This window comes from Acinetobacter calcoaceticus, assembly GCF_016508255.1.
GTDB lineage: Bacteria > Pseudomonadota > Gammaproteobacteria > Pseudomonadales > Moraxellaceae > Acinetobacter > Acinetobacter calcoaceticus_E.
Map to the genome: position 1 here is coordinate 129,197 of NZ_JADVKT010000005.1, position 19,787 is coordinate 148,983.

At 36.6% G+C, this 19,787-nt stretch carries 14 protein-coding genes and 1 pseudogene; 7 read left to right on the plus strand and 8 right to left on the minus strand.

Annotated elements, in window-relative coordinates:
* Positions 1-40: 40 nt before the first annotated feature.
* Positions 41-1,186 (minus strand): aldose epimerase family protein, encoded by a 1,146-nt coding sequence (locus I5515_RS11655; protein WP_199966959.1) that lies wholly within the window; start codon positions 1,184-1,186, stop codon positions 41-43.
* A gap of 172 nt (positions 1,187-1,358) precedes the next feature.
* Here I5515_RS11655 and I5515_RS11660 point away from each other — a divergent pair, with 172 nt between their 5' ends.
* Positions 1,359-1,805 (plus strand): hypothetical protein, encoded by a 447-nt coding sequence (locus tag I5515_RS11660; protein ID WP_199966961.1) that lies wholly within the window; start codon positions 1,359-1,361, stop codon positions 1,803-1,805.
* A 9-nt stretch (positions 1,806-1,814) separates the two neighbouring features.
* On the opposite strand, the gene I5515_RS11665 is transcribed toward I5515_RS11660, so the two are convergent.
* Complete coding sequence (locus tag I5515_RS11665; RefSeq protein WP_077163530.1) at positions 1,815-2,018, minus strand: amino acid transport protein; 204 nt, start codon at positions 2,016-2,018, stop codon at positions 1,815-1,817.
* A 136-nt stretch (positions 2,019-2,154) separates the two neighbouring features.
* Between I5515_RS11665 and I5515_RS17560 the strand changes: the two are divergent.
* From I5515_RS17560 to I5515_RS11680, 3 genes and pseudogenes are all read left to right on the plus strand, one after another.
* Positions 2,155-2,319 (plus strand): annotated as a pseudogene (locus tag I5515_RS17560) (endonuclease domain-containing protein); the annotation flags it as partial.
* A 165-nt stretch (positions 2,320-2,484) separates the two neighbouring features.
* Positions 2,485-3,243 carry a hypothetical protein gene (locus I5515_RS11675; RefSeq protein WP_199966962.1) on the plus strand — a complete coding sequence of 253 codons (759 nt, stop codon included), beginning with the start codon at positions 2,485-2,487 and terminating at the stop codon, positions 3,241-3,243.
* A 5-nt stretch (positions 3,244-3,248) separates the two neighbouring features.
* Positions 3,249-5,702, plus strand: a complete 2,454-nt coding sequence (locus I5515_RS11680) for a DEAD/DEAH box helicase family protein (RefSeq protein WP_199966971.1) — start codon at positions 3,249-3,251, stop codon at positions 5,700-5,702.
* Positions 5,703-5,728: 26 nt separating this feature from the next.
* On the opposite strand, the gene metH is transcribed toward I5515_RS11680, so the two are convergent.
* The gene (metH, locus tag I5515_RS11685; RefSeq protein WP_199966980.1) at positions 5,729-9,415 is read right to left on the minus strand and encodes a methionine synthase; all 3,687 of its coding nucleotides are present in this window, start codon (positions 9,413-9,415) and stop codon (positions 5,729-5,731) included.
* A gap of 465 nt (positions 9,416-9,880) precedes the next feature.
* Here metH and I5515_RS11690 point away from each other — a divergent pair, with 465 nt between their 5' ends.
* Together I5515_RS11690 and I5515_RS11695 are read left to right on the plus strand one after the other, a co-directional pair.
* Positions 9,881-11,512, plus strand: a complete 1,632-nt coding sequence (locus I5515_RS11690) for an inorganic phosphate transporter (RefSeq protein WP_199966983.1) — start codon at positions 9,881-9,883, stop codon at positions 11,510-11,512.
* A 165-nt stretch (positions 11,513-11,677) separates the two neighbouring features.
* The gene (locus tag I5515_RS11695) at positions 11,678-13,012 is read left to right on the plus strand and encodes a D-serine ammonia-lyase (protein WP_199966985.1); all 1,335 of its coding nucleotides are present in this window, start codon (positions 11,678-11,680) and stop codon (positions 13,010-13,012) included.
* A 46-nt stretch (positions 13,013-13,058) separates the two neighbouring features.
* On the opposite strand, the gene I5515_RS11700 is transcribed toward I5515_RS11695, so the two are convergent.
* The 5 genes from I5515_RS11700 to I5515_RS11720 all read right to left on the minus strand — a co-directional run bounded on the left by I5515_RS11700 (position 13,059) and on the right by I5515_RS11720 (position 18,883).
* Complete coding sequence (locus I5515_RS11700) at positions 13,059-14,606, minus strand: hypothetical protein (protein WP_199966987.1); 1,548 nt, start codon at positions 14,604-14,606, stop codon at positions 13,059-13,061.
* Positions 14,607-15,136: 530 nt separating this feature from the next.
* Complete coding sequence (locus tag I5515_RS11705; RefSeq protein ID WP_199966989.1) at positions 15,137-15,301, minus strand: hypothetical protein; 165 nt, start codon at positions 15,299-15,301, stop codon at positions 15,137-15,139.
* Positions 15,302-15,416: 115 nt separating this feature from the next.
* Positions 15,417-16,424, minus strand: coding sequence for an SUMF1/EgtB/PvdO family nonheme iron enzyme (locus tag I5515_RS11710; RefSeq protein WP_199966991.1), 1,008 nt, complete (start codon positions 16,422-16,424; stop codon positions 15,417-15,419).
* A complete protein-coding gene (locus tag I5515_RS11715) occupies positions 16,421-18,097 on the minus strand; it encodes an arylsulfatase (protein WP_199966993.1) in 1,677 nt (558 codons plus the stop codon). The genes I5515_RS11710 and I5515_RS11715 overlap by 4 nt, the downstream gene beginning before the upstream one ends.
* 168 nt (positions 18,098-18,265) lie before the next feature.
* Positions 18,266-18,883, minus strand: a complete 618-nt coding sequence (locus tag I5515_RS11720; protein WP_199967003.1) for a rhomboid family intramembrane serine protease — start codon at positions 18,881-18,883, stop codon at positions 18,266-18,268.
* Between the two features lie 158 nt (positions 18,884-19,041).
* Between I5515_RS11720 and nfuA the strand changes: the two genes are divergently transcribed.
* On the plus strand, positions 19,042-19,680 hold the full coding sequence (gene nfuA, locus I5515_RS11725; RefSeq protein WP_199967012.1) for a Fe-S biogenesis protein NfuA: 639 nt from the start codon (positions 19,042-19,044) through the stop codon (positions 19,678-19,680).
* The last annotated feature ends 107 nt before the right edge of the window (positions 19,681-19,787 follow it).

Consider the following 19,787-nt stretch of genomic DNA (forward strand, 5'->3'; position numbering starts at 1 on the left):
GAGAGTCTTTTTTTAGCTAAATATAGCTCCAATTAAAAAACTATTTTTGAATACCAAATTTAAATACGGTGACACTGTTATAAGTTTGATTTGGGTTTAAACGTGTAGAAGGGAAGGATGGTTGATTCGGACTGTCTGGAAAATGCTGTGTTTCTAACGCTACCGCATCTGCTTGTCGATAGAGCACACCATTTGCACCAACAACATTTCCTAATAAATGATTCGCCGTATACATTTGGACGCTTGGTTCAGTGGTTAAAACCTGCATTGTTCGTTTAGATTTTGGATCAACCACATGAGCAGCAAGATTGAGTTTACCTTGAGACTTCTGATTAATCACCCAAGTTTGGTCATAGCCATATCCATACGCCAATTGCTTATTATTTGTTCGAATGTCTTTCACAATAGCCTTTGGCGTCCGAAAATCAAAAGGTGTACCCGCAACTGAAGCAATCTCACCTGTGGGTAAAGAATTTTGATCGGTTACCAATATACGGTCTGCATTGAGTTGTACAACATGATCAAGCACACCATAAGGGTTATTACCAGCGCCTGATAAGTTGAAATAACTATGGTTAGTGAGATTGATGAATGTCGGTTGATCAGTTTTGGCTTTATATTCAATTTGAAATTCATTTTGATCTGAAAGACTATAGATCACTTCCACATCTAATTTTCCGGGAAAGCCTTGATCTCCATTTGGACTAGTTAACTTAAGAGACGCTTTAACAGTTTCACCTTTAGAAATTAGGGGCTTAACTTGCCAAATACGTTTATCAAAACCGGGGTTACCGCTATGTAATGAATTCGGTCCATTATTTTTTTCGAGGTTATATGTTTTTCCATCTAAGCTAAATTTAGCATTGCCAATGCGGTTTGCATAACGACCAATCAATCCACCAAAATGAATACCTTCTTTAGTATCAGTGACTTCATAGCCTTTTAGATCATCGAAGCCCAAAACGATATTATTTTGTTTACCTTGTGCATCGGGAGTCAAAATCTGTGTAATTACACCACCAAAACTAATAAAAGATACGGAGACTCCTTTGTTATTGCTCATGGTGTATAGATCAACTTTTTGCCCGTCTTGAGTCGTTCCATATGGTTTTACATTTAATGTTGCTGCATTTGCAATTTGCGTAAAGCTATAGATCGTAAAAGTTAAAATTACTAATTTTTTCATGCTTATACTCTAGTTTTTAATCGTAGGCTTGGATGAATATAAGATTGATTTTTCGTCTTTTTAAAGAGTTTTTTATTATATATAGTGTTAATGATGATTAGCACTGTTAACGCTAAGCATTGAACAAGCTGGCACTAATCCTATTAATAAAACTCAACGGTAAGTTATTTTTATGAATCATCCCGACTCGGTTTTAAAATTTTCGCTTGGTCTTAATGGCTTGTCATTTGACTTAGACAAGCAGCACATTCAACTTGAAAAGGGCTTGGGTTTTGTTAATGCAAAAAGTATTAGCTATGGCGTTATTGATGAGCTGGCTATCGAAAAGATGATTTATTTTATTGAAGAAATCATAGAGTCTCAGCCGCTAAGAAATTTAAATATAAGTAGTGTAGCGGTTACGTCTGATGCGGCGATGACACAACTGAGCGAGTCATTCTTTAGTGCTAAAAAGCAAATCAGCCGTATTGAGCTTGAGCATGGGTTTAATGATTTTATTGAGCGTTTGAGCTATTACACAAACCAAGTGGCTCCAGATCAGCTTTATATTTTTATCTACTTTGTATTTATTCGAGAGATGATGCATCACTTAAGAATTGAGGCAATTCAAATCCTTTAACAAATGACTTTAAAAACGTAAAAAATAGGGAATAACGGATAGTAGAGTACCAATGCCACTAAGTAAGACATTACTTTCAATAAAATAAGGGAAAATCATTAAAACTAAACCCACAGTAAAAGGCACAGTCATTTTTTGCTTTTTTCCATAGAGAAAATAGCCGAGTCCAATTGAGCTAAAGATTACGCCGAGAAAGAGTTGAGTTGTGTTCATGATAATGTTTCGTGCATTGTTATGCTCTGGCAGATAGTATGCTAAGACTCTTAAAAGAATATTTAAAAATAAGAGAGTAGTGATATAACCTTATAACAAGCACTTAAAACTTCCATCGCGTGATTTACGTAACAATATGACCGATACAGAACAGTAGCTATGGCAAATATTACGTCGTAAGCAAATTCTAGGATTACAGTTTTATGGAAAAAAGCCAATTCTTAATTTTATCGGGGATTTTTATTGCTCTGCAGCGAACTTCGTCATTGAGTGTGATGGTGGGCAGCATACTACCGATGAGATAAATTATTTAAGTGGTTGTATTTTATTGATAATTGTGTAATGTGGGTGAAATTGAGAAAAAAGAAATGTAGAGATTTAGACAGAAAGTGAATGCTTAAAACAAATTGTTGAAATTTAATTCAATTTTTTATACATTTTTAATTATTAGTATGAGAATCAATGTATGAAAATATTTAAGAAAGAAATTCTAGCGCATAACATTGAGTTAAGTATTTTACATATTGAAAATTTTGATCAAAAATTTCTAGAAAAAATAGATAAAAGTATTGTGAAAATATGTGAGGGAAAATCTGATAGTAGTTGTGATGAAGTAAAGAAAAGAATGGTCAGCTTTTTAAAAGGTAAAGATGAAAAAAAAATTCACGGTTCTATAGCAGAATTTTTTTTGCATTTATATTTAAATAGTATGAAATACAAACAAGATTGCCTTTTTTTTAATCTTGAAGAGAATAGTGTAAAAAAAGGGTTTGATGGTGTTTACACTAAAAACAATGAAATATATTTAATGGAGAGTAAGTCTGGTAGATTTGATACAAAATCAATATCACATATTTCAAAAATAAAGGAATCATATACTGATTTGGAAAAATATTTATCAGGTACGAGTGCTAAAGGTTTAGGAAATCCATGGATAAATGCTTTTAGTCATGCTAATCAAGTTAGTGTTAGAACAAAAAAAAGTGTAAGAGATAAGATCAAGCAAATACAAAGAAATTTTGAGAATAATATTTTTTCATCCGTTAATGATTTTAATATTATTCCATGTTCAACGATTTATTTAGATGGCAATTGGGATGAGAAGTGGTCAAATGAACTAATTAAAAATAAGCATAAGTTGAATGGTCTTTGTGGTAAGCGTATTGAAATTATATCTATAACAAATTTAGATGTAACGAATTTTAAAAAATATATAGGGCTTTAATTTAAATGAGCGATATTTCAGAAATTAAACGTCTGAGTAGTATTGATGGTTTTAGATCAATTGTAGAAAAACTTGTTCTAGATATGGTATTGGAGCAAGATGAAATAAATTTTATATTATCAGTTGTGGTGGTTCTTATCGAGGAATATGAGGGAAATAAAAATAAATTCTCATATTTGAGTTTTTCATACTTTATTTTGTTGAAATTATCAAAAGTCAATAATTATTATCAGCCTTTATATGATTTAAGTGTTAATTTGGGGCTATATCCAATTTCTAGATTTATCTTTAAAAATCAATTATTGCCTTCACCTTCACTTGAAACAGTCATTAAAGATGTACAAATTGATGAATATAAAAATGGAAATATTGTTGAAATGCATCATCAAAGGAGTAGCAGATTTGATATTTTAATGAGTGAAAATTTAGATAATTCATATATTGCTCCAACATCATATGGAAAAAGCTCATTAGTAAAAGATATTATAAAAAAGTATTCAGATAAAAACATTGCACTAATAGTACCAAGTAAGTCACTTATTTCACAGAATTTAAGTGATCTTAGAAGTGTTTTTTTAGATAGGAAAATTATTTTTCATGATGATATGTTTGATGGTGGAACTAGTAATATTTTTGTTTTAACCCAAGAAAGAGCTCTAAGAATTTTTTCTAAATTTAATTCATTTTACTTTGATTGTTTGATAATTGATGAAGCTCACAATATTTTTGAGAGTGATAGTAGAGCAATATTATTAACTAGATTGATTAGAAGGAATAGACGTCGGTTTAAAGATTCTAAACATTATTATTTATCACCATTAATTAATGATTCAGATAATTTGAAAGTAGAGGAGAGTCAATTAATATTTGAAAGAAAAATAAAATTTAATATTAAAGATCCTGATCTTTATGAGTATTTAGATAATGGTAGTTCATATAAATATAATAGATATTTTGATGAATTATATAAGGTTTCTGAGAATGATAATATTCAAGATTATATCTTAAAAAACTCTGAAGTTAAGAATTTTATCTATCTTAGATCACCTAGGAAGGTTGAAGAGTTTTCTAGATTTTTAAGTGAATCATTGAGGTTTAAGTCAGAGTTGAATGAGCTTGCAAATCTTATTGCTGAAAATGTGCATGAAGAGTTTTATTGTGTAGATTACTTAAGAAAAGGGTTAATTTATTTACATGGGCGATTGCCAGATTTTATTAAGGATTTTTTAGAGTATAAATTTAAAACAGATAAAAATATAGTCTATTTAGTTGCTAATTCAGTGGTATTGGAGGGGGTTAATTTTCCAATTGATACTTTATTTATTGCAAATACTTATAAAATGAAACTAAAAGAGCTTAATAACTTGATTGGAAGAGTAAATCGGCTGAATGATGTTTTTAGTGAACAAAATTATAATTTAGATAAACTTAGTCCAAGAATTCACTTTTTAAATGATCAATATTTCAGCGGTAAAAATTCTAGAATGTATAATAAAATGAAACTGCTAAGAAATTATGTTTTTGAAGATGAAGTCAAAAACCCTATTTTATTAAAAGGATTATCGGAAGAAAATTCTTTTGACACTTCTATTGGTGGTTTATTAGAGGATTTGGAAGAATTAGGATTTGTAAAAGTTAAGGATATAGAAGATTTTTTAATAGTTAATGAAGATAATGAGGAAAGTTTTTTCTTAAGGATGTTGTTGGAGAATAATATTCATAGTTGTTATAGTTCTTTTAATGAAGTTTTCGAGATATTACAAAGTAAATTAGATTCTAATGATTGGTTAGATTTAGATTTGGTTGATAAAGTTTACTTCTTTTTCATTAAAGATATGGATTACTACCTACAGCTACGTATGGGTAATCTTTTACGATTCAATAGATCTAAAGTCAGAGATTTTTATAAGAATTTTATTGTAGATTCTCACTCTTTGTCCTTAAAAGCACAAATTAATTCTATGGTTGGATATTTTAACTATCTTAAGCGAAATGACTCTTATATCTATCATTTTTTCTATATTGGTGAAGGATTTGGTGAAATTTCAGGTAAAAATGAAAATGGTAGAAAGTCTTATATTAATCTTTCATTGAAAAGTTATAAAGAGCTCGTAAATATTGCAATAATAAAAATAAAAAATGAAACTGATTTTATTAGTTTTACATTTTCTAATTTTGTAAATGTTCTTCATCAGATTGGTGTGGTTAGTGAGAGTGAATATAATAATTTTATGTATGGGACTGAAGTTAGAGAGAATATTGAATATATAAAAATAGGATTAAGTATTCCATTAATTAGTTTGTTGAAAAATAATGATCAGATAAAAAATTTAAATATTCAAAATGGAAGGTTATCTTATACTAGAGATTTTTTAATATTTTATAAAAATCTTGATGCTCTGAAAAAGTTTGAAATCAGTCGCTTATTCAGCCAAGAGTTAAATGTAGACTCGGATTAAATCAGCTAATCCGAGTCTGATTGTAGTTATATTACCGAATCATCTAAATTCGGTCCTAACCAACGCTTCGCTTCGTCCAGTGTCCAACCTTTACGTTTTGCATAATCTTCAAGTTGGTCTTGAGAGATTTTACCGACGTTAAAGTATTCACTTTGAGGGTGCGAATAATAGAAACCACTTACCGAAGATGGTGGCATCATTGCAAAGTGCTCAGTCAGTTTGGTGCCGATTTTATCTGTAGAACCTAACCAGTCAAACAACACCGCTTTTTCAGAGTGCTCTGGACACGCTGGGTAACCCGGCGCAGGGCGAATACCGACATATTTCTCTTTAATCAGTTCTTCATTGCTGAGCTGTTCATCAGCTTTATAACCCCAGAACTCTTTACGAATGCGTTCATGTAAGTGTTCGGCAAAGGCTTCTGCAAAACGGTCTGCCAACGACTGAACTAAAATTGCAGAGTAGTCATCGCCTTTGGCTTTGTATTCATTCGCTAATTCTTCTGCACCAAAAATCGATACAGTGAATCCACCTAAGTAGTCCTGTTGCTCACGGTCAGTACGAATGTAATCTGCCAAAGACAAGTTTGGTTTACCTGTGACTTTGTCTGATTGCTGACGTAAATGTTCAAATGTGTGCGTAACATTTTGACGAGCTTCATCAAATACGCTGACGGTGTCGGCGTCAGTGCGCTGAGCAGGGAACATACCAAATACAGCACGTGCATCAAAAAGGTTGTTGTCGATAATATCTTTCAACATTGCTTGAGCTTGGTTGTACAAATCTGTTGCAGCTTCGCCAACCACTTCATCTTGTAAAATTTTCGGGAACTTACCTGCCAAGCTCCAAGAAATGAAGAATGGTGTCCAGTCAAAATATTCCACAAGTGTTGCAAGCGGGTAATTAGTTAAGACCTTTGTTCCCAAAAGATTAGGTTTTGCAGGAACATAGCTTTCATCAATTTTAAAGCCATTTTGAACAGACTCTGCATAAGTCAGCTTGGCAGCTTTTGGTTGTTTGTTGGCTAAGCGCTCACGAATTTTGACATATTCAGCACGGTGCTCTTCAATGAATTTGCCACGCATTTCTTTTGAAAGTAGGGTCGTTGCAACACCTACAGCACGTGAGGCATCGGCAACATAAATCACTGCATCATTTTGATATTGAGGGTCGATTTTTACTGCAGTGTGAGCTTTAGAAGTCGTCGCACCACCAATCAATAAAGGAATGTTAAAGCCTTTACGTTGCATTTCTTTCGCAACAAATACCATTTCATCTAAAGATGGGGTAATCAGACCTGACAATCCGATGATGTCACATTTTTCATCAATTGCAGTTTGTAAGATTTTCTCGCAAGGAACCATCACACCAAGGTCAACAATGTCGTAGCCATTACAGCCGAGTACTACACCTACAATATTTTTACCAATATCGTGTACGTCGCCTTTAACAGTTGCCATCAAGACTTTACCTTTAGATTGGCTACCTGTTTTTTCAGCTTCAATGTACGGGTTCAGCCATGCTACAGCTTGTTTCATAACACGTGCAGACTTCACGACCTGCGGTAAGAACATTTTGCCTGAACCGAATAAGTCACCTACAACATTCATACCATCCATCAAAGCGCCTTCAATCACATCTAATGGACGTTTCGCTTTTAGGCGGGCTTCTTCGGTATCTTCATCGATGTATGTGGTAATACCTTTGACTAACGCATATTCAAGACGTTTTTCTACAGGTTCATTACGCCATTCAAGATTTTCGGCTTCACGTTGAGCACCACTATGACCACGGAATTTTTCAGCCACTTCAAGCAGTTTTTCAGTAGCAAGTTGCCCAGATTCACCTTGGTTCTGGTTTAAAACAACATCTTCAACTGCATCTTTGAGTTCTTTGGGAATATCGTCATAAATCGCCATTTGACCGGCATTTACAATCCCCATGGTCATGCCTTGTTTGATGGCATGGTACAAGAACACAGAGTGAATCGCTTCACGAACAGGCTCATTTCCACGGAACGAAAATGAAACGTTCGATACACCACCAGAAATCATGGCATGTGGTAGGTTCTGTTTAATCCAACCTGTGGCTTCAATAAAATCGACGCCATAGTTATTGTGTTCTTCAATCCCCGTTGCAACTGCAAAAACGTTCGGGTCAAAAATAATATCTTCAGCAGGGAAGCCCACATCATTGACCAAAACATCATAAGAACGTTTACAGATTTCACGCTTACGTGCAGCAGTATCTGCCTGACCTGTTTCATCAAAGGCCATCACAATAACCGCTGCACCATATTGACGGCACAGGCGAGCTTTTTCGACAAACTCGTCATAACCTTCTTTTAAGGAAATTGAGTTAACAACAGGTTTACCTTGTACACATTTTAAGCCAGCTTCAATGATTTCCCATTTTGATGAGTCAATCATGATTGGCACACGTGAAATATCTGGCTCAGATGCCACAAGGTTTAAGAAATGTACCATCGCATTTTGCGAATCGAGCATCCCTTCGTCCATGTTAATGTCAATAATCTGAGCACCAGCTTCCACTTGTTGCTGTGCAACTTCTAAAGCTTCGGCAAAGTTTTCTTCACGAATTAAGCGTAGGAATTTTTTTGAACCAGTAACGTTGGTACGTTCACCCACGTTAACAAACAATGAGTCATCATAAATATTAAATGGTTCTAAACCACTTAAGCGGCAAGCAGGCTTAGTTTCAGGAATTTGACGTGGTGCAATGTCTTTTACAGCATTGGCAATAGCGCGAATATGATCTGGTGTCGTACCACAGCAACCGCCAGTAATGTTAATTAAGCCACTTTCCGCAAATTCTTTTAAGAAGGCCGCGGTTTGCTCTGGAGTTTCGTCATATTCGCCAAACGCATTTGGTAAGCCTGCATTTGGATGGGCAGAAATGAAAGTATCAGCAACATCAGACACGGTTTTAACGTGAGGACGCATGGCATCTGCACCAAGGGCACAGTTGAAACCAATTGAAAGTAAGTCACCATGACGTACAGAGTTCCAGAATGCTTCGGCAGTTTGACCTGTTAAGGTACGACCTGATGCATCGGTAATGGTCCCTGAAATCATGAGCGGTAGTTCATGACCAATTTGCTTAAAGACTTCTTTCACCGCAAAAATTGCAGCTTTACAGTTTAATGTATCAAAAACGGTTTCAATCAGAAGGATATCTGCACCACCTTCAATCAGCGCATGAGTTGCCTCAATATAATTTTCTTTTAGCGCATCAAAGGTAATGTTACGAAAGGCAGGGTCATTTACATTGGGTGAAATCGAACAGGTACGCGATGTTGGGCCGAGTACACCCGCTACAAAGCGAGGTTTATCTGGAGTTGAATATTTTTCACAGGCTGCTTTAGCTAAACGCGCAGCTTGACGGTTAATCTCTGGAACAAGATCTTCCATGTGATAATCAGACATTGAAACACGCGTGCCGTTAAAGCTGTTGGTTTCGATAATGTCCGCCCCTGCATCAAGATAAGCTTCATGAATACCTTGAATGATGTCTGGCTGAGTAAGCACTAAAAGGTCATTGTTACCTTTTAAGTCATGTGCCCAATCGGCAAAACGCTCACCACGGTAGTCGGCTTCTTCCAATTTATGGCGCTGGATCATCGTTCCCATTGCACCATCAATAATCAGAATGCGTTTAGCAAGAAGCGCTTTTAGGGTGGCAAGCGTAGACATAGAAAACCCCGATCTTTTATATGAATTTAAAAATGCGGCGCTATTGTAACAGAATAGCAGCACAATTGATGATCTATGACGACCCACCATTCACCGTAAATTAGTCGTAAAAAAAAAGTGTTTTCGAACAAATGGAGACTGTTTTTTCATCAAATATTCATGAAATGATCATGATATTGAAATATTTCATCTCCAATATTTCGTTTTATGACAATTAGGATGTTTAAAAAATGGTCATTTGGGTGATTTTTTTGATATTTTTGCTTTAAAAATAGTCACAAATAGGGAATATATAAATTGATTTAAATTATTGTATTTTAATAAAAAAATAAATTGAGTAGAGGAAAGGTGCATCAAATGAGGTCAAAATATGAAAAATTGACTTCATCAGGGGCTGCTTTGTCATATAATTGTCATAATTTAATTTAAGAATACAGAGGATTTTTTTATCCTCTTACCGTCTGCATGAATTCTAATCTACCCCCTGTTTCGGATTCAAAACTTGCGGCAAACCTGCAAGTCAAATCGACGAATGTACATGTCCCGACACCCAAGTTTTTTATGCCGGTGTTTCTGACGATTATTGTTGCAACACTTATTTATATTGGATTTCAGGTGAGTGCTGATTTAGCACATGTACCACCTTTGAGTCTTTATTCGGTTATCCTTTTATCTACTGCACTCTTTATTGCTTTAGGCTTTGAGTTTGTAAATGGATTTCATGATACTGCAAATGCAGTAGCAACAGTGATTTACACCAATGCTTTACCTGCACCAGTTGCAGTTATGTGGGCAGGTTTTTGTAATTTTCTTGGGGTAATGGTTGCAAGCGGCGCAGTCGCTTACGGCATTATTGCATTGTTGCCTGTTGAACTCATTATGAACATGGGTAGCGGTGCAGGTTTCGCAATGGTTTTTGCGCTTCTTATTGCTGCGATTCTCTGGAACTTAGGTACTTGGTTCTTGGGTATTCCTGCTTCTAGTTCTCATACCTTGATTGGTTCAATCTTAGGTGTGGGCATTATGAACCATCTGTTGAGTGCATCGACTGGCGTAACGACCAGTGGTGTCGATATGGATCAGGTGATTAAAGTCGGTAAGGCATTATTGTTTTCACCTTTAATTGGTTTTGCTTTTGCAGCGATTGTATTCTTGTTGGTTAAAACTATTTTTAAACGCCAATTAGAATTATTCCAGCCACCAGAAGGTAATAAACCACCACCAGCAATCATTCGTGCAATTTTAATCTTTACCTGCACAGGTGTAAGTTTTGCACATGGTTCTAATGACGGTCAAAAGGGTATGGGTCTCATCATGCTGATTTTGGTTGGTTTGGTACCGTTAGCTTATTCAATAAATAAAAACCTTGATACACAACAGGTTCAATCATTCCACCAGCTTTCGTCTCAAACTGCTGTTTTATTAAACCATAATCAGCAAGAACTGACTGATGAAAAAGCGCGTACAGTTTTGACTAAATACATTCAAACTAAGCAACAAACACCTGAAGTTGTACCTGCATTGGCAAGTATGACTGATCATCTGGGTGCGCGTGTTTCTAGCTATAGCAACTTAAAAGACATTCCAGAAGCTGCGATTAGTGAAATTCGTAATGACATGTATTTAAGTACAACAACGTTTAAACGTTTGGACAAAGCAGATGCTCTACCAAAAATGGATCAGGCTCAGCAAAAGCTTGTGAAAGATTATCGTAGTAGCTTAGATTCATTCTTACAGTACATTCCAAACTGGGTGAAAGTTGCAGTTGCTTTGGCACTTGGTCTTGGCACCATGGTTGGCTGGAAACGTATTGTTGTGACTGTAGGTGAGCGTATTGGTAAGCATCATATGACTTATGGTCAGGGGATGTCTGCTGAACTTGTAGCAATGAGCACAATTGCAGCTGCTGACGGTTTAGGTATGCCTGTTTCAACAACACACGTTTTAAATAGTGCTGTTGCGGGTACTATGGTCGCGAATAGATCAGGCTTAAACTTCAATACAATCAAAACAATTTTATCTGCATGGGTATTTACACTACCTGCAACAATCTGTTTGTCAGGTGGTTTGTACTGGTTATTCTTACAGTTTGTATAAACGCATTTAAAAAATTAAAGCCACTGTAAACAGTGGCTTTTTTTATTTGTTTCTTTTTAAAGTTCAGTCTATTTTCATGTACATTCAATTATAAATTAACAAGTCGTTATAGAGCATTAAACAGCTTTAGAGGCTGGGCTTAAAACTTTGATATCAGGATAGATTATGGATGCGGTTCAAATAGATCAGCTAAAACAACAATTTCCACTTATTGAGACATTGCAGGCCTATCAAGAGACATTCTGGTTTACACCTCATTGCTATCCCTTAAAAGAAGCTTTAGAAAAAGTTGGTCTCACAGTAGAGGACGTAAGCGAAGCCGAAGCCAGATTAGATCGCTTTGCACCTTATTTAGCAAAGGTGTTTCCTGAAACTCAAGCACAACATGGCAAAATTGAATCAGATATTGTTGAAATTGCGAACATGCAGCAAGCATTATCTTCAGCGGAACAAGTACAGTTGAATGGAGCATTCTGGCTAAAAAAAGATAGTCATTTACCTATTTCAGGTTCAATTAAAGCACGTGGCGGAATTTATGAAGTCTTGGCTCACGCCGAAAAGTTGGCAATTGAGGCAGGGCTTCTCAAGTTGGAAGACGATTACAGTAAGTTAGATCAAGATTCATTTAGGGCATTCTTTTCTAAGTATCAGATTGCAGTAGGTTCTACAGGCAACCTTGGGCTTTCTATTGGCATCATGAGCGCCAAACTGGGTTTTAGAGTCACTGTTCACATGTCTGCCGATGCGAGACAGTGGAAAAAAGACAAACTACGTTCATTGGGCGTCAATGTTGTGGAATATGCAAGTGATTATGGCGTAGCTGTTGAAGAGGGAAGAAAAGCAGCAGAGCAAGACCCACATTGCTTTTTTATTGATGATGAAAACTCAAAAACGTTATTTTTAGGCTATGCAGTTGCAGGAATACGCCTAAAACAGCAATTTAAGCAAAAGCAGATTGTAGTTGACGCTGAACACCCATTATTTGTTTATTTGCCGTGTGGCGTTGGTGGTGGCCCTGGTGGTGTGAGTTTTGGACTAAAGCTGGCTTTTGGTGAGCATGTACATTGTATTTTTGCAGAGCCAACCCATTCGCCATGTATGTTACTTGGTGTCCATACAGGCTTGCATGATCAGATTTCAGTGAATGATATTGGCCTCGATAACGTAACTGCCGCAGATGGGCTTGCAGTAGGCCGTGCTTCAGGTTTTGTTGGACGTGCTATGCAACAGTTAATTGATGGCTACTACACAATTAAAGATGAGCGTTTATATGAGCTGATTGCGCTTTTAAATCAAACTGAAAATATTCAGCTTGAGCCTTCTGCGGTGGCAGGAATGATGGGACCTTACTATGTTCAGATGAGTCCTGATTATTTGGCTTTACATCAACTAACAGCAGAGAAATTACAACAGGCAACCCATGTGATATGGGCGACAGGAGGCGGTATGGTGCCACCTAATGAAATGCAAAAATATCTATCACACTTTCAAAATAAATAGCTAAATACACAAAAAAGCCCAATTCTAGAATTGGGCTTTAATCAAATTATTTTTTAGATGATTTTCCAAAAGGTAGTTTTTCGGTTGCGAAACCATAGATTGCAGCAAAAGGCAGCGCAGTTCTTGCCAAATAAGCAACACGCCACAATCCGCCGTGGTTGGCACCTTCCATCATGAGTTCAAGCGGATGGTCCAGCTCAGTTTCAGGATTTGCTACTGAAGACTCATTTCTTAAGTCATGAATCCAGATTGCCGCCATAATGGCATTGGTCGTTTCAGGGCTAAATGCTTCTACATCAAATAGCTCTGCACCATTAAAAGCTGCTTTCAACAATGGATTTTTAGTCACAGAGTGAGTGGTTGTAGATGGAGCAATATTAATACTTACATGTTGTCCCTGATGGCGGGCCAAAATAGCACGCCATTGTTGAATACGTTTTGCCAAGGCATAGTTTGGACCTTGCTCAACGACTAGACAGTCGGCAATACCATATGTTTTTCCATTTTCACACGCAATTAAGTCTTGATAGGGCGCTTGAAAAAAACGTTTTAACGAAAGTGTAGAAAGACCTTTCACTGCCATTTTCTGTATTTTTGTGCGTGATTTAAATTTTTGTTGAGCAGCTTTGGCTACTTCTTTAGGAACCGCATAAACATCAGTTGGAGTACACATAAACATAAGGCTCGTATCAGACTTATGTTCGCTCACAAATTGCATGATGCTATCCATTGCCATGGAAACACGAACATGCTTTTCACCATCTAAATATGCGATTGCGGCTAAATCTAACTTTTGCGGAAATTGAACTAACCACTGTGCAATTTCTGGTAATTGAGTCAATAAATTTGCACCCAATTTATCCCTTAATTCAGAAACTTTTGCTGATGAATCAATTTGTTCAACACTTGGCGCAATGAGGGTTGCGTTTCCTTTTTGAATCGTATTTAAAATCTTGCCCCAAACACGTGGGTTTGGTAAGTCGACAGCAATAATATTCGCTTTCCATTTGGCTAACCAAGGAAGAGGGCCTGCTTCTGAAGCTGCACCAAACAACACCATGGTACGGTCAGATAAATCAAACCATTCTGGGTGGGCAGTAGCTTCACGTAAAGCTTTTGCATGACTTGGTTCAATAATACCAGCCTCTTCCCAGCGTTGAATTTGGTCTAATAAGCTTTGCCCACTGAGTTTTTGCCCTTTGTAAGGAACATACCATTCTGGGGCTGCTTCACTTTCACCTTTAAGTTTTACTGTATGAAGTGGCGTAGAGGAAGCAATATGAACCGCATCTTTTAAAAGATAGTGTTTACTATCACGATAATAATCAAAAATATGGTGAGCTTTATGCAAACCTTGCTTAGCAATAGTAATTGGGTTGCTACTATTAGAGATCCCTTGTTTAACAAGTGCTTTAAAATATATAGGGTAGTTTTTTCGCCAATTTTTTTCATTCAGCACTTGTTGCGCGATTTTATTATCTACAACAGATAAGGCCTCTGACAAAATCTCTTGGCCTGTAAGAGATGTGCTTTGTTTTTTTGTTGAGGCGTGTACTGGAAATTGCAGACCTTCGGCTTGACTTGTGCTGGACATAAAATATCTCGTTATACGACAGGGTTAATATACAGATGTATACATTATCTATGCCAGTGAAAGGAAACGAGTGGCAATAACTGACAAAATAATATTGATTATTTATGTGATGAAACATTAAATAGTGATTTATTGTGATAAATTCATCTCATTATGGTCTTAATTTTTTTCACATTTTTAGAACATTTTTATAGACTTATGTTACATAAATGATTATTTTGTATGAAGCAAATACATCAGTTTTAACCTGAAGGTAGAATGTTCAAAATGTATCAATAATACAGATACAGAAATGATTAAAAATTAGACTTTTTTATTAAAAGATAAGAAGAGTCAGACTGAATAAGAAAGAATTGGGGTGAAACTAGATAGAAGACAACATAAGATTGTCTTTTAAAAATCTTGGGGATATGGTGATTTTTTTACACCATAATTTTCTAGTTTCATCCCATCTATTTTTGGTTGGAACCCTCTATTTTCGTATTCACTTTATCACTTGATTGAATCTTATTTCTTGAAAGAAGGTATCTCTAACAACGGCCTTTTTTGGCTTGGCCTGGTGGACAAAAATCACCAGGATGGTTGTGATAAGGTGAATCTGGATCAACTACAACACTGCCGGCAGGTGTATAAACTGCACAAGCTGACAATGATATTGTATAGATTGCCGCCGCGCAAAGAAGTAATGCTTTCATATTGTTCTCACTTTTTATCATTCTCCCTTTTAGTATTTACTATAAAAAAGATTAGATCGTTTTTCGATCTATTTTTGGTTAAGAAATATCAATACTACAAAATAGCTTTAATCTATTAAGGCGTACGTAAAATTGTTCGAAAGCCAACGTGGGTTGCTGCCAAATCAAAGTCTTGTGGATAGCGACTACTGTTTCGATAACGTGAACAATAGTTCTCTGCACAAAGAAAAGATCCACCTTTAATTACATATTGTGTGCTAGCAATTTGTTGTTGTCTTAAATCAGAATAATTTCCCATATGCTGGTCATGAGCACCTTGATATGGAGATGATGTCCATTCCCATACATTGCCGATCATATCAAATAACTTAAAATTATTTGGTGCAAAACATCCAACGGGGGCAATGCCTGTGAAATGGTCCTGATTTAAGTTTTGAAAAGGAAATTCACCTTGCCAGTAATTTGCTTGCGGATGTTGATGTCCATCGGTCGGGGCTTGATGTAAGGGGGTATCAGTTTTTGAATTCGCTTTAGCTGCATATTCCCATTCTAGTTCTGTGGGTAAATCACGCCCTAGCCAGACTGCATAATGTTCAGCATCATTCTTGGTCACATAGCGCACAGGTTCATTAGAGTAAGGAGTAGCACCATTTTTACCGTTTGGAGTTTTCCATGTATATCCAGATTTTAGCTGCCACCATTGCTGTGGGTGATGCCGGTCTGGTGAGAAAACAGCAGCCTGCTTTTGTTTTTCGGCATCGGTAATATAGCCTGTTGCTTTTATAAAGCTGGCAAATTGAGCAACCGTAACTTCAGTTTGATCAATCCAGAAACCTTTTAGTTCTCGTTGTTTCTTTCCAAAATTAAGCTCATCTGGATAAGCCTTTTCAGAACCAAAATTAAAATGTCCGGCAGGAATTAAAACCATTCCTGCCGTAGGTTGTTTAAGCCAACCTTGAGGCAGTCCACCATAGGTTTTACATTGTGTAATAGATCCCAGAGCTGCCGATGCAGTGGCTTGCTTTGGTAAAACTACTGTAGTGTCAGAAGTCTGTTCAGATTTGCTACAGCCTGTGATGAACAACAGGCTGATAGCAGTGCTTAAAACCAGTTTTAATTTCATTTGGCGTTATATTCCTGCACACCATTTTTCTCAGTATATTTTTGATAAACCGATAACAGCTCTTGTACTTTTGCTGGGTAAAGCTGAGCAACATTGTGATTTTCTCCACGATCAGTGGCAATGTTATACAACTCCCAAGTTCCAGTGCCTAACTCAGGACGTCCTTGAACTGCAATTTTCCATTCACCTTGTTTTGCATATTTGCTGCCATGTAATTCATCGGCAAAACTAAAATTTGCAGGGCGAATCGTAGTGGTTTTATTTTCAAGTAAAGGCTTCCATGAAACCCCTGATGGTGTATTAATGGTACGACCATTGTATTGGCCTTGAGGTACTGGAATATGAGCGTATTCTAGTAAAGTTGGGAAAACATCGAGTACAGATGCAAAGCTATGATTGGTTTCTTCTGCTTTTTTCTGATTTGGTAACTTCACAATAGCAGGGGCCGTGGTTGCACCTTCACCAGCTGTATCTTTCCATAAATGAAAAGGTGCTGCACTGACTTCAGCCCAACGTGGTCCAATATAGTGGTACGAAGTAGGTGTACCCACATTTGCTACAGAGTTATCAAAACCAGATTCACTGCCATATCCACCACGAATAAAACCTTCTGCACCATTGTCAGAAACAAAGAAAATTAAAGTATTTTCATAAAGATTATTTTGTTTGAGGTATTGAATAATTCGGCCTACGTTGGCGTCAAGATTTTCTACCATACCTGCGTAGATTTCCATTTTACGTGCTTCAAGTGCTTTCTGTTCAGCTGTTAATTCATCCCATTTCCCATATTTTTGTGGTGCATTTTGTGTCGCAATTGGTTCTGCTGCCTCAAAGTTTGCTGGAATGATTCCAAGCTGTTTTTGGCGTGTTATGCGAGCTTTACGAATAGCATCATAACCGGCATCGTAAACGCCACGATATTTGTCACGATATTCAGCAGGTGCTTGAATTGGCCAGTGCGGCGCTGTGTAGGCAGCATAGGCAAAGAATGGTTTACCACTGTTTTTGCCTGAGTCTAAATAGCTCAGCAATTTATCGGTAAAATAGTTGGTAGAGAAAAAGTCATCAGGCAGTGCTGAAATAGGAATAACTTGCCCATCTTCTGTATAGGTTGAATTTCGTTTAAACGCGCTTGGAGCTTGCTTAAAGTGATGGTCTAGACCTTGCAATAAGGTAAATGAACGATCAAAACCTTTGGCATGTGCATTGGTTTCAGGGGTTAGCCCTAAATGCCATTTACCACTCATATAAGTGCGATAGCCATTATCTTTAAGCACTTGTGCAATAGATAATGAGCGTTCATTTAAATAGCCTTCGTAGCCAGGTTGTCCTTTTAAATGTTCTGGCGTAAGTTCAGCCATTGCACCAATACCAGCTAAATGGTGGTCAGTTCCTGAAATGAGTTGAGAGCGGGTGGGCGAACAGGTTGGGGCTGTATGGTAGTCAGTTAATAGACGTCCTTCTTGAGCTAGGCTATCAATATTCGGCGTATGAATTTCGCCACCGAAAGCCCCTAAATCTGAATAGCCTAAGTCATCCGCCATAATAAATAAGATATTGGGCTGTTTGGGATGAGTTGCTACACTATCTTCTGAATTATTGTCATTACAACCCGCTAAAGATAAGCTAAATAAAGCAATGGAAAGACTAGATAAAATTACTTTGTACTTCATTGTATCATCTGAATTATTAAAAGAATTGGCATGAGTTTAATCAGATGGTTTTTGCAATCAAAACAAGGAATTGATCAAAGAAAAGCAGAAAAAAGACTGAGAATTTATTGTAATAAATAAATGAGAAAAAAAGAAAAGCCCGCAAAGGGCTTTTCATAAAAATCAGATTTAAAATGGAAGTCGTGTGAGCTGGTCTAAAAAATGTGGGATGACTTTGGGCTCAATAAGTATGGTGACAATCACTCCGTAAGCAGCCCCCCATAAATGAGCACTGTGGTTGATATGAGTATTACCGCGTTTACCTGCCCAAATACTATAGGCTACATAAAGAACAGCAAAAATAATCGCAGGTACGGGAATAAAAAACACAAAAATCAGCTTCCATGGCTGAAATAGGATATAAGCAAATAAAACGGCTGAAACAGCACCGGAAGCCCCAAGGCTTGCCCAATTCGCATCATTTTTATGTTGTAAATAGCTTGGCAAAATAGCAAAAATTAAACCGCCTAAGTAAAACAACACAAAACCCATGTCATAAAAATATTGACGATAAAAACTTTCAATAATGCTGCCAAAAAAGAACAGGGTAATCATGTTAAATATTAAATGAGCTCCATCTGCGTGGATGAAGCCATGCGTGATGAAACGATCAAATTGTCCACGTTGCATTGCAGGCGGCCAAAAAATAAGTCGATTCATGATATTTTGATTGCTAAAAGCAATTAAAGAGACAATGACCGTAATAATAATAAGAGTAACTGTATGGTTAAATGGCAAATTCAACATAAGAAATATTTAAAAAATGATCAATACTGAACCCAATAATGCCATTAAAAACCTAAGTTGAAACCCTGTTGTGTATAAATCCGACAAATTTAGTTGATTTTTTTTAAATCCACCTCATCTTCGGTTAATATAAAGGCATCAGCTTGAGGAATATTGTTATGTCGACTGAGAACACCAACACTGCTGTTGCAGAAGAAATTCCAAACCTTTTGATTACACCATCTGCACAAGAGTATTTGCACGATTTATTGACGAAGCAAAATACTCCGGGAATTGGCGTTCGAATTTTTGTTGAGCATCCGGGTACGCCACGTGCAGAATGCTGCATGGCCTATAGTGCGCCCGAAGAAGTTATCCCTACGGATTATAAACAGGACTATCCTGATTTCCCTGCATATATTGATGCGCCATCGATTCCTTATCTTTTAGATGCTGTAATTGATTACAACAAGGATCGTTTTGGTGGTCAGTTAACTTTCCGTGCACCAAATTCTAAAGTTCCACGTGTTGGTCCAGATGCATCGATTGAAGAGCGTATTACTTACATACTTCAAGCAGAAATTAACCCAGGTCTTGCAGGCCATGGCGGAAATTGTAGTTTAGTAGAAGTACAAGATGATGCAGAACATGGTTTAACTGCTGTCTTGAAATTTGGTGGTGGTTGCCAAGGTTGTTCTGCAATTGATGTTACTTTGAAGCAAGGTGTGGAAACAACTTTGAAAGAGCAGATTCCTGAGCTTCAACGTGTGGTTGATCAAACTGACCATACACAAGCTGAAGGCGCTTACTTCAAATAATAAATTGCTTGAAAAGTGAAATAAAAAAGCCTCAACTTGAGGCTTTTTTATTGTGCACTATAGATAATGATAATGATTATTAATATCATTTGTAATTTTATTTACTT